Below are 11,576 nucleotides of genomic sequence, written 5' to 3'. Positions count from 1 at the left end.
TCTCCTAGTGTTCGCGGGTCTCAGGGCCCTCGAGGTTTGCGAGGTAACGCAGTGCGCTCAGGCCTGGCAGGAAGAAATAGGCCCCGCCACGCAGCGTGGTGAATGCCGGTAACCCCTTGTGTACTTTTCGGATCGGCCGCTTGGGGATCGTGAAGTCCAGCGTGCCGTCCTGGGTGCCGCAGATGGGGTCGTGCTCGTTGCCGAGTTCTTGGAAAGACGGGTCGTTGATCCACACGTTCTGGACGAATTCGAACTGGCGCCGCAGGTCGGCACAGATCAGAAACATCCCGACACCGCGCTCGATCCCGTCATCGGGGGCGCCGGCGGGCAGCGCCGGGCCGTAGGTGCCGCTGCGCCGAATCAGCCTGCGCCGATTCGGATTCGGCTCGGTATCGCGGGGATTGAGTCGACGGGCGTGGGCGCCGAGCGGGCAGGCATAGCCGTGCGGATCCATCTCGCCGTAGGCGAAATCGTCGTTGCGCATCGGGTCCGCGCCCAATTCCGGATCGTCATGTTCGGGCGCCAGAACCAACGGCGCACCGCTGCGCCAACGGCCCATGAACTTGGCGGCCAGCAGTTCCTCACCCTCGGGGCTCTCGGCATTCTGCTTCAGGTAGGCGCGGAAGGCTCCGACGTGCTCCTCTAGTCGCCGGTACGCCAGGTAGCTGCCGTTACGCGAAAGCGCCTCAGGCTCTGGTTGATTCGCGACCAGTCCGTCCTCGTCGGGATAGCCGAGCAGGAACTCGCCGGGTTCCAGCGCCCCGCCCGCTCCGGGGATCAGCACTTCGCCCGATCCCTTCATCTGTGGTTGGGAGACGGGGTCGCGGTAGCCGAAGTGATCGTGGTCGTACCCGAACGGTGCGGTGGCGGCGAGGTCCAGATGCGAGAGTGACCGCACCCCGGGGCAGCGGGCCAGCAGTGCGTCGTGTTCGCCGACGCACCGCACCCGTTCGGCCTCGTCCCGGGCGAACAGGATGACGATCGCGTGCAGATCGTCGCCGGCGAGGCCGCCGCCCCAGTGCTCGGGAGCGGCCGCACCGGTATCGCCGAGGATGTCCGCCCGCGACGCCATGCCCTCCCGGAACGCCTCCGGGAAACTCGCGAGTGACGCTTCGTCCAGACCGAGCGCACGCAGCCCGGTCCAGGTGAAGGCCAAGTTGACCCAACGTTTGAAGACGTTGACCGTCTCGCGGACATCGGTGGCCGACTGGACAAGCGGAACCATCTCGGCCAGCCAGGCCCGACCCGCTTCTGGGGTGTCGAAGGACAGGAACTCGTACCGCCCGGTCAGATGGGGCGTCCCGGTCAGCATGATGTGCTGAATGTCGTCGAACTCGAGGTCGGTCACTGCATCTGGTCCAGCATGTCCGAGAAGGCGGCCTTGAGGCGCAAAGCCTTCTTGATCTCGTCGGACGTGACGTACGGGTATTCGCCGTATTCCAGGAAGCTGGGTACCTGGTGGTCGCGGACGAACTGGATGAAGGCGTCCGGATTGGTCTTCCAGTCCGCCGGGAAGTCCTCCAGATGGGTGAAGGCCGTGGTGATACCCGTCGAGCTGAAGAGCTTGACAGCGTCCTCGGTGTACTTGTCGAAGTCGGTGTCGAAGATGCCCTGGTACTGGAAATGCAGACCGGATCCGACGTCGAACAACTGCCAGCGCAGGTAGTGCAGCTTCAGTGGGGCAAGGACGTCGGGCTGCGCGGCGACGGCCGCCTCGAGCTGCTTGCCATAATCTCGGATCGCCTGCTCGTGGCCGTCGAGCACCTTGGCGATGATGTTGAAGCCGTAGCACGCCGGGGTCCGGGGATAGACCGGGCCGTACCGGCCTCGCGTCAGTTCGAAATAGCCCTCTTTGGGGAGGGCTTGCGCTGCGGGCTGAGACCAGGCGTCGTTTGCGTTGTGCCACATGGCAACGACGTTAGGAACGAAATCTCACCTGGTCGTCCCCCAAAGCGGGGGAAATGTGTCGGGCCGCGTCGTCGCGCGGCCCGACCGGTGTGCGTTAGACGCAGTCGACGCAGATCTGCTGGCTGCCCTGCTGCAACGCCAAGCGGTTGCGGTGCTGCACGAGGAAACAGCTCGAACAGGTGAACTCGTCGGCCTGCTTCGGGATCACCCGCACGGTGAGTTCTTCACCGGTGAGGTCGGCATCAGGCAGGTCGAAGGAATCGACCACCTCGTCCTCATCGATGACTGCCGTGTCAGTCGACGCCCGCCGCTGGGTGGCGAGCTCCTCAAGTGACTCCTCGGTGGACTCGTCAGCTTCCTTGACCCGAGGTGCGTCGTAATCAGTTGCCATTGGTGACCCTCCCTGTCGAGACCTGTGCACGCAGAACGCCGACTGACCGCTTATTGTTCCCGCATTGTTTCCGGCGCGAAGCATAGACGAAAAAGTGCTGAACTTTGACGATGTCCTCAGCGTTTTGCCGCTGCTCAATTCGGTTCCGGCTGAGCCAAATGGTGGCGTAGGCAACAATTCCCGGCGAAGGTGACGGAGTGTCAACACTGCAGGTGGTCAAGCTCGGCGCCAACATCGGGGCGCGTATTGACGGAGTCGAAATAAGTGGCGATCTCGACGCGGCCACGGTAGCCGCCATCAACGATGCGCTGCTGGAACACAAGGTCATCTTCTTCCGAGGCCAGCATCATCTCGACGACGACCGTCAGCTGGCCTTCGCGCGGCTGCTCGGCGTCCCGACGACGGCGCATCCGACGGTCACCTCGCGCGGTGAGCGGATCCTGCCGATCGACTCGCGTTACGAGAAGGCCAACAGCTGGCACACCGACGTGACGTTCGTCGACCGGGTCCCGAAAGCGTCGCTGCTGCGCGCGGTTACCCTGCCCAGCTACGGCGGCACCACGACGTGGGCGTCGACCGAAGCCGCCTACGATCGTCTGCCGGCACCACTGCGGGCCCTGGTGGAGAACCTGTGGGCGGTGCACACGAATCAGTACGACTACGCGACCGACTTCGACGGCCGTCACGAACAACTCGCCGACACCGAGCGTGAATACCGCGAGGAGTTCCGGTCGCAGTACTACGAAACCGAGCATCCGGTGGTGCGGGTCCATCCGGAAACCGGGCGACGGGTGCTGCTCCTCGGCCACTTCATCAAGCAGTTCGTGGGGCTGAGCGTCGCCGAGTCGACAACTCTGTTCCAGCTCCTGCAGAACCGGGTGATCAAGCTGGAGAACACGATTCGGTGGAACTGGGAGCAGGGTGACCTGGCGATCTGGGACAACCGCGCGACCCAGCACTACGCGGTGGCCGACTACGACGACCAGTTCCGCAGGTTGAGCCGCGTCACGCTCGCCGGTGACATCCCGGTCGACGTCCACGGGGAGCGCAGCCGAGTCATCGCAGGCGATGCATCGCATTACGCCGATGTCGTCGACCCGGTGCGTCTGGCAGGCTGATCAGAGCCGGTCCATCTCCCGGGACATCATCGAGTTCTCCAGGTAACTCATCCGCGACGGGCGGTCGTGACGAACGGGTCGGCGTTCGGCGCGGGTCCGCCACCAGGTGGTCGCCGACGAGATCGCGTGCGACACCGTGTCGCCCAGGCGTTTGCGACGCGGCAACGCCACGGCCGCCGCGGTGCTGAACAGGACCTGGTGCTCGGTGATGAGTGCCGGCGCCGCAGCGGTCGCGACGTGGGTATTCGGTTGGGCGGCAACGTTTTTATTTACGGAAGCGGTTCGGACCTTACTCATTTCGAACTTCCTCTGATGGAAGCGTCGGGAGCGCTGACGCTGATGTAAGAAACGTACGGCGGCGGCGGCCCGCCTTCACGAGTAGTGCACTACCTCTATTTCTGGCTATCGATCAGCAGACGGATCCCTGCAGGTGCAGCTGTTTTGGGAGTTTGCAGGCAAAAAATCGGCAGTTCGATGGCAGTGTCGGGAAACATCGCGAATCGACTGCGCGATGTCGGGACGCGATGCAGAATTCTCTTGCCGGGGACACCACACTCATAGCTGAGGGGTTTCTCGTGCGCCGTGTCCTCCGCACCTGTGCCGTCGTGATGTTGGCGATGGCCACCACCATCGTTCTTGCCGGCGCGCAGACGATGGTGATGCCACTGGTTCTTCTGACCGCAACCGCACTGATCATGGGTGGCACCGGGCATCCGCTGAGCTCACCGCAGGACAGCCCTGAGTTCATCGAGACCTACACGAACGACGCGACCAACAACTACATCGTCCTCACTGGCTTTTGCGGTGCCGAAACATGTACGCCCACAGCGGTATCCACGCCGGAACAGTTCATGCCGGTATCGGGCACCATGCCCTTCGACCAGTCCGTCGCCCAGGGCAGGACGAACCTGGACCAAGCGATCAATGCGCAACCGGCCGGAACCCCGATCGTCGTTTTCGGGTACTCGCAGAGCGCGCGGATCGCATCGATCGAGAAGCGTGATTTGGCCGCATCAGGCTCGACGCTGCCGGTGTCGTTCGTGTTGATCGGCAACCCGAACCGTCCCAACGGCGGTGTGCTGTCCCGGTTCCAGGGGCAGCAGATCCCCATCCTCGGCGTCACCTTCGACGGAGCGACACCGGCCAACACCAATTTCAAGACCGTCGACGTCACCCGGCAGTACGACGGCTGGTCGGACTTTCCGCTCAACCCGCTCAATCCGTTCGCCACGGCCAACGCTGTCGCCGGGATCTATTACGTGCACGGCGATTATCAGAGCGTGGGCCTGGGCAACGCGATCTATCAGGGGTCTTACGGCGACACTCAGTACTACATGATCCCGAGCAACCGCCTGCCTCTGCTCATGCCACTGGCCCAGGCGGGCGTGCCGGATCCGGTACTGGCGGTGGTGGATGCGCCGACGCGGGTGCTGGTGGAGTCTGGCTACGACCGCACCGTCAGCCCGGGACAGCCGACCGGGATCAACGTGCTGTACTTCCCGAACCCGGCGCAGACCGGCGTCAATTTCATCGTCGCCATCCCGACCGGGCTGGATGACGGCGCCCAGGAAGCGGCCAACATCCGGCCGTTCGGTACGCCGCCGGTGGATCAACGCAGCCCCTACGGTGTCGGGGGACCTCCGGTCAATGCCGGATCGTTCGATACCAACGGGGTTCCGGTATCGGCGCCGACATCGAATGTCACTGCACCGGTAGCCAACACCGCACCCTCGCTGCCGCCCGCCCAGCCTGCCGTCGCGAAGCCGTCTGCCGCGGCGCTGCCCATCGGACCGCGCCCCGGTGGCTGGCAGCAGGTGGACCCCAAACCGGTTGCAGCGCCGCCGGTTCCGGCGGCAGCGACGGCAGTGCAGGCGCCGCCTCCGCCCAAACGCGACCTGACCATGCCGTGGTCCGCACCCGCGCAGACGACGCCTCAACCGCTGCCGCTCGCCCTCCCTGTCCACCCAGCTCCCGCGCAGACCCCGCCGAAGGTCGAGATGCCGGCGCCGATTGCACTCGACCCGCCGAAGCAGCTTCCGGTGAAGCTGCCGACACTGCCGACGTTGGCTCCCAAGGCTGCACCTGTGGAAGCGGCACCGGAGTTGCCCGCTGCGGTGCCGAACCTGCCGGACCTGCCCGCCGCGCCGGTCGCGCCCGCGCCGTTCGTGCCGGACCTGCCTGCCGCGCCGCCGCCGATGCTGCCGCCGCCGGTGATTCCGGCATTCGTTCCACCGCAGATGCCTGCACTGCCGCCCCCGCCGCCCATGCCTGCGTTGCCGAACATCTTCGGGGGGTTCCACCTTCCGTTCTGATGCGGTCACGGTCGATGGCGGGCTGCGTGATCCGTGCTTTACACATCGATGGCGTACGACAGCGAACTGGACATGTTGTGGAGTTTGTAAACGACATATTGCTGAATGCGTCTACTTCGGTGGTCGGGGGCTTTCGCGACCTGCACGTGTGGTGACCTGCGTCACGATCGGTTGGCAACGTGATGACAGACATAGTCAGTTCGTGGTTTCCGGCCGGTGCTGAACGTGGGCCCGGCCACATTGACGTGATGGTCAGCTAATTCTTCTGATGAGCCACCCAGTTCCGGTCAACCGGGGATCGATGTGCATCGGGCACGCGCCGCGGCTCCTGCGGTGGGTTAGCTGACGAAACTGGAAACGACACGTCTACCAATTAGTAGCTAACTACGAAAACCATCGCCTATGCGGCAAAATGCTCGCGAATGCAATGAAAGCAGCGCGTTGACATGCGATTTTGGCTTGCATTTAACTTACTGTCAGGTAAGTTGATCGGCCGGGGGATGACATGGCAAAGGAGTTTTTGTGGAGCTAGCTGTTCGCTCGTATCTCGCTTCGGGTGTAGCCGTCGCCGCGATCGGCGCAGTGGCGGTGAGCCCGGTGGCCCCGCCGATGCCCGACTTGAAGCTGCCCGCGGTACACACTTCGGCGGTCGAACTGTCGGCGTTGGTCAACCCGGTCGAGGAATTCGGCGCGGTATTCGCGCAGGCACTTCAGAACGTCTCGGCACTCGGCGGCCAGATTGCCGCTGACCCGGCACCGATCTTGTCGCAGATCGTGAAAAATCAGCTGACCAGCGCGGCGGCCGTCGGGAACTTCGCGCAGCTGTTCGGCAGTGGCCTCATCGACGGGTTCGCCGAAACGCCGGCCCAGTTGCAGGCGGCCATCCAGCAACTGGCTGCCGGACAGATCACCGACGGGCTCAACGGGCTGCAGAATGCGCTGCTCGGGCCGGTGGTCACGGCGGTGGTCAACATCCTGTTCTTGCAGCCCGAGGCCTGGACGAGCTTCCAGAACGCCCTGCGCCAGCCCATCGCCAACGCGCTGGCAGTCGTCGACATGCTTAGCCTGAACAACGTGGGCAACCTGCTCGGCCCGCTGCTCGCGCCGATTCAGGTGCTCAGCGACGTCACGAATGCAGTGGGCGGCGCCGGGGACAACATCGTCGCCGGACTGAAGACTGGTAACGCCGAGCAGGTGGCGAATGCCGTCCTCAGCTTCGGGCCCAACCTGGCTCAGGCCGTCATCAATGGCAACAAGCTGGCGGGAGACTACGCCGCCGGCCTGCTCGGGCCGAACGGCATCGTCGCCGGGCTGCTGAGCCTGCGAGATCTGGTGGCGAAAGCCATCACGCCGACGACCACGCTTGCGCTGGCCGAAGCCAATGTCACCAGTGTTCCTGCCGCCAAGACCGTGACGCTCGATGTGGCCCCGGCCATCGAGGCGCCCAAGGCGAAGCTGACCACCGGTACCTCGCCCGAGGTCGGTGCCAAGGACGCCGCATCCGAGGGTCCGACGGCGCCTGCGGCGACCGACACCACCTCCACCGACGCGCAGTCCTCCACAGGCACTGAAGCGCCGGCCGCGGACACCGGCACCACCAAGAGCAGCCCGAAGGCCGTCCCCGGCAAGACCGGCACCGCTACGCCAAAGGCCAACCGGCTCAAGGACGTCAGCGACGGTATCCGAGGCGCACTCAAGGACGCCGGCAAGGGCCTCAAGGACGCCGCATCGAGTCTCGGCGGCAAGAGCACCAAGGCAGGCGCGGCCGACGGCTCCGCCAAAGCCGGCAGCTCGGCTAAGTCCGGCGGCTCAAGCTCGGGCGGTTCCGGTAACTCCGGTGGCGGCAGCGAGTAATCCCTGAGACCGCAGTGGCCCCGTCCAGCCCGCTTTCTGTCGCTGGACGGGGCCACTGTCGTCAGTAGAGCTCGGCCGTCAGTAGAGCTCGGCCGTCAGTAGAACTCAACAGTGTCAACGGGATTGCGCAGTGGCCGGCCGCCCAGGAGCCTGCCGGCATTGTCGGCGAACAGATCCGCGATCAACCGGTCCTCAGCCGAGTTCAGTGCGGCGGTATGCGGGCTGATCAACACCTTCGGATCGCTCCACAGCGGACTGTCGGCGGGCAGTGGTTCGACCGCGAACACGTCGAGCGCGGCGAACCCGACCTGGCCGTCGTTAAGTGCGGCGATCAGCGCCTGCTCGTCGATCACGGTGCCCCTACCGATGCTGACCAACGTGAACCCAGGTTTGGCGGCCCGCAAGACCTTCTCGTCGACGAGCCCGTCGGTGGCGGCGGTGCCGGGCAGACTCACGACGATTCCGTCGACGTCGGCAGCCGCCTGCGCGAGATCGTCGGGGTGGACGATCTCGTCGACACCGTCGACCTCAGTTCCGGACCGGCTGGTGCCGACGACGGTGACCCCTAACGCGGAGAGCTTGGCCGCGACTGCCTTGCCGATGCCGCCAAGACCCACCAGCAGCACGCGCTGCTGACTGAGCAGTCCCATCTCCCAGCGGTCGGACCACTCTCGCTCGGCCTGATGAGCCAACAGCCTCGGCAGCGTCTTGGCCCCGGCCAGCAGCCCGAACAGCGCGTACTCGGCCAGCGGCTCGGCGTGCACCCCGGCCGACGTGGTGAACCGGATCCGCGCCAGCTCGTCGTCGGTGAGTTGCGCGGCCTTGATCTGAGCGCCGCCTCCCGCCGCCATGGTGTGGACCCACAACAGCCCGGGATTGCGTTCGACCGTGCGCTTGAGCGCCGCCGGCTTTTCCTCGGGCACACCGTAGAGCGCGTGCGCGGAATCGACGAGCTCGTCGAATGCCCGTTGCTGCGCCGGCGTGCGGCGGAAGGAGGGATCGCCGACGTGGTCACCCGCGAACCGCTGCGGCGGCAACAACGTCTGGTCCCGCACGAAGTCGACGCGGGGCTCGCGCCGGACGATCCGTTCGATCAGCTCCTCGCTGATGGGCGTCGAGGCCACCACCCGAAGTCGGCTGGGCCTGGCGGCGGAACGGTCGTCTGCGTCGGTCATCGTGCTCCCCACTGTCCTCTCGGCATCGTGAACGATAATTCGGTCTCATCCTGCCTGCATGGCGCGAGCGGTTTGTCATGGGTGCGATGCGGCTTGCTGGAGGTCGGCAAATAACTGCACGGTGAGGCCCCGGCAGCGATACTGCCTCTGTATCCGAGAGATCAAGGGGATCAGCAGTGAACGCGCGCGTTGGTACGGCCTTCGGCAAGTACTCCATCACGCGCATGCTCGGCAAGGGCGGGATGGGGGAGGTGTACGAGGCGTATGACACCGAGAAGGGGCGAACCGTCGCCCTGAAGATCCTCGCCGACGAGTACTCCCACGACACCACGTTCCGGACCCGGTTCCAACGGGAGTCTCACGCAGCGGCCGTCCTGCAGGAGCCACACGTGATCCCCATCCACGATTGGGGCGAGATCGACGGCAGCCTCTACATCGACATGCGATTGGTCCAGGGGCAGACGCTGTCCGAGCTGATCGCCCACGGCCCGCTGGCGCCGGCCAGGGCGGTGGCCATCATCGGCCAGGTCGCCGCCGCGCTCGACGCGGCCCACGCCGAAGGCCTGATCCATCGCGACATCAAGCCGCAGAACATCATCGTGACTCCGGCCGACTTCGCCTACCTCGTCGACTTCGGCATTGCCGAGACCCGCGGGGACAGCCGGTTGACGACAGCGGGCACCCGGATCGGAACGCTGAATTACATGGCTCCCGAACGGTTTACCGGCCAGGTGGTCACGGCCGCCGTGGACTCCTACGCTCTGGCATGCGTGCTGTACGAGACGCTCACCGGCGAGATCCCGTTCGCCTCCGACAGCCAGGAGAGCCTGTTCGCAGCACACCTCTCTGCGCCGCCGCCGCGACCCAGCGTCGCCAATCCCCGAGTTCCCAGCGCCTTTGACGACGTGGTGGCGCGCGGCATGGCCAAGGATCCCGACGATCGGTTCGGGACGGCAGGTGGTCTGGCCCGCGCCGCACAGCGCGCCCTGCAGGGCGGGGCCGACGCCACCTCCCGGGTCGGCGGTGCCACCGGCTCCCAGGGCCGCTACGCCGCAACGGTTGTCACCGAAGCGCCTGCCATGACGAGGGACCTACCGGCACCGGAGCCGCGCGACGTCGATACCGGCCGCCGGGGCCGCAACTGGGTGCTGCCCACGGTGATCGCCGTCGCAGCAGCGCTGATCGTCGGCGCCATCGGAATCGTGATCGGCATGCTCGCGAACAATCCGGGGCAGCCGGCCGGGCCTGCCGCCGCCACGTCCACGGCCGGACCTGCGCCCGCAGGCCCGCTGCCTCCGCTGGTGACCGGACCCGATCAAAGCGGCCTGCATCAGTCGTGCGATCAGGGTTTCACGGCGGCCACCGCAACCGGGTTCGGCAGCCATGCCGGCCGCGGAACACCCGAAACCTCATGCCTTTTCACCAACAGCGTGCTCACCTCCTACTGGGCCGAGTACGGCAACGCCAGCCCATTGCCGCGCGCGGTGTCCGCTCCCGGCGCAGTCGACTGCAGCAAGGTCGAGGGAGCGCTGTGCGACGGCTCGAACTTCCTCATGCACTGCCAGCAGTTCCCCGGCGACAGCTGGATCACCTGCACGGGTGGGAAGAACGCGCGTGTCTATCTGTGGTGATCGCCTGCGACGCTGTCGATTTCGAAGGTGAACCGGTAGCCGCAGATCCGGATGTGGTCGCCGTGGTTGAGGGTGGCGCTCGGTTGCAGACGCTGGTGTTGCACCTCGATACCGTTGGCCGACCTCAGGTCGGTGATCACGAAACTGCTTCCGGTGTCGATGATCACCGCGTGGTGGCGGCTGACGTCGACGTCGTCGAGCACGATGTCGTTGTCGGGCAGGCGCCCGATCCGGGTGGCCGCCGGCTGCAGCGGGTACTGCCGCCCGGCGGCATCGCGTAACACGGCGACCGCAGCCCCCGGCCCGCCCGTCGGGCGGCCGCCGCTGACGGTCCGGACGGCGGTGGCCATCGCAGCCTGCCTGATGTCGAGACGTTCCTGCCGCAGGATCCGTGCGTGCAACGCGCTCAGGGTGGGCCCTGGATCGATGCCCAGGTCTTCGGCCAGCACGGTTTTGAGCCGCCGGTAGGCATCGAGGGCGTCGGACTGCCGTTCCGCCACGTAATAGGCGGTCATCAGCTGGGCCCACACCGGTTCGCGGTAAGGATGTTCGGCGGCAAGCTCTTCCAAATCTCTGATCACCGTCGCGGCGCGTCCGCAAGCGATCTCGGCTTCGGCGCGGCTGGTCTGCACCAGGACGTGGTCTTCGGCGAGCGCGGCGGCGAAGGCATCGACAAAGGTGAAGGCCCGTAGATCGGCAAGCACAGGCCCGCGCCATTCGGACAGCGCAGCCGACAGGTGTCTGGTGGCCTGCTCGAATCGCCCGTCCGCCGCGGCGCGCAGGCCTGCGGCCTTTTCGGTGACGAACCGGTCGAGATCGCAGTCGCCCGCGGCGACCGACAGCCGGTATCCCGGCGCCGCGCTGGCCAACACCGACGGGGATTCGCCGCCCAGCGCGCGGCGCAAGTTGGACACATGGGTGTGGATGGTCGCGCGGGCCGCGGGCACCGGGTTCTGGTCCCAGACGGCGTCGATCAGCGCGTCCATGCTGACCACCCGGTTGCGGTTGATCAACAGGACGGCCAGAACTGCGCGTTGCTTCGGGGTGCCCAGCGCCGCGGGCGTCCCGTCGACCGTCAGCATCAGCGGTCCCAAGAGGCCGAACCCGAGTCGAGCTATCCCCATCGCGCTTTCGTAACCTCCCGCTGATCGACGAGATCCTCCCCGTGCGATGCATTGAGAATCCCA

Annotated in this window: 10 protein-coding genes; 4 read left to right on the top strand and 6 right to left on the bottom strand. The window is 66.0% G+C overall.

Translation table 11 applies throughout. From position 1 onward, the window contains the following. Window positions 1–4: 4 nt before the first annotated feature. The 3 genes from A5784_RS28990 to A5784_RS28980 all read right to left on the bottom strand — a co-directional run bounded on the left by A5784_RS28990 (window position 5) and on the right by A5784_RS28980 (window position 2,299). Window positions 5–1,348, bottom strand: coding sequence for a Dyp-type peroxidase (locus A5784_RS28990; RefSeq protein ID WP_353651926.1), 1,344 nt, complete (start codon window positions 1,346–1,348; stop codon window positions 5–7). Next, the gene (locus A5784_RS28985; RefSeq protein WP_064948304.1) at window positions 1,345–1,908 is read right to left on the bottom strand and encodes a hypothetical protein; all 564 of its coding nucleotides are present in this window, start codon (window positions 1,906–1,908) and stop codon (window positions 1,345–1,347) included. Before A5784_RS28985 ends, A5784_RS28990 begins: the two co-directional genes overlap by 4 nt. Before the next feature lie 94 nt (window positions 1,909–2,002). Beyond that, complete coding sequence (locus A5784_RS28980; protein ID WP_064948303.1) at window positions 2,003–2,299, bottom strand: DUF4193 domain-containing protein; 297 nt, start codon at window positions 2,297–2,299, stop codon at window positions 2,003–2,005. Between the two features lie 197 nt (window positions 2,300–2,496). Between A5784_RS28980 and A5784_RS28975 the strand changes: the two genes are divergently transcribed. Further along, window positions 2,497–3,417, top strand: coding sequence for a TauD/TfdA dioxygenase family protein (locus A5784_RS28975; protein ID WP_064948302.1), 921 nt, complete (start codon window positions 2,497–2,499; stop codon window positions 3,415–3,417). Here A5784_RS28975 and A5784_RS28970 read toward each other — a convergent pair whose 3' ends face one another. Beyond that, complete coding sequence (locus A5784_RS28970; protein WP_064948301.1) at window positions 3,418–3,714, bottom strand: hypothetical protein; 297 nt, start codon at window positions 3,712–3,714, stop codon at window positions 3,418–3,420. It lies immediately after the preceding gene. 278 nt (window positions 3,715–3,992) lie between these two features. Between A5784_RS28970 and A5784_RS39710 the strand changes: the two genes are divergently transcribed. Both A5784_RS39710 and A5784_RS28960 read left to right on the top strand, forming a co-directional pair. Further along, window positions 3,993–5,729, top strand: coding sequence for a PE-PPE domain-containing protein (locus A5784_RS39710; protein WP_197514909.1), 1,737 nt, complete (start codon window positions 3,993–3,995; stop codon window positions 5,727–5,729). Between the two features lie 522 nt (window positions 5,730–6,251). Beyond that, window positions 6,252–7,583, top strand: coding sequence for a hypothetical protein (locus A5784_RS28960; RefSeq protein ID WP_064948299.1), 1,332 nt, complete (start codon window positions 6,252–6,254; stop codon window positions 7,581–7,583). A gap of 95 nt (window positions 7,584–7,678) precedes the next feature. On the opposite strand, the gene A5784_RS28955 is transcribed toward A5784_RS28960, so the two are convergent. After that, on the bottom strand, window positions 7,679–8,758 hold the full coding sequence (locus tag A5784_RS28955; RefSeq protein WP_197514908.1) for a D-2-hydroxyacid dehydrogenase: 1,080 nt from the start codon (window positions 8,756–8,758) through the stop codon (window positions 7,679–7,681). 176 nt (window positions 8,759–8,934) lie between these two features. On the opposite strand from A5784_RS28955, the gene A5784_RS28950 reads away from it, so the two are divergent. Continuing rightward, the gene (locus A5784_RS28950) at window positions 8,935–10,389 is read left to right on the top strand and encodes a serine/threonine-protein kinase (RefSeq protein WP_082945141.1); all 1,455 of its coding nucleotides are present in this window, start codon (window positions 8,935–8,937) and stop codon (window positions 10,387–10,389) included. Here the strand turns inward: A5784_RS28950 and A5784_RS28945 are convergent. Continuing rightward, window positions 10,377–11,513: a BTAD domain-containing putative transcriptional regulator gene (locus A5784_RS28945; RefSeq protein WP_064948298.1), complete on the bottom strand. Its 1,137-nt coding sequence runs from the start codon at window positions 11,511–11,513 to the stop codon at window positions 10,377–10,379. The two genes, A5784_RS28950 and A5784_RS28945, sit on opposite strands and share 13 nt — an antisense overlap. Window positions 11,514–11,576 lie beyond the last annotated feature (63 nt).

It is taken from the genome of Mycobacterium sp. 852013-50091_SCH5140682, from assembly GCF_001665685.1.
Lineage (GTDB): Bacteria > Actinomycetota > Actinomycetes > Mycobacteriales > Mycobacteriaceae > Mycobacterium.
This window is presented reverse-complemented; position numbering and strand designations above follow the sequence as displayed.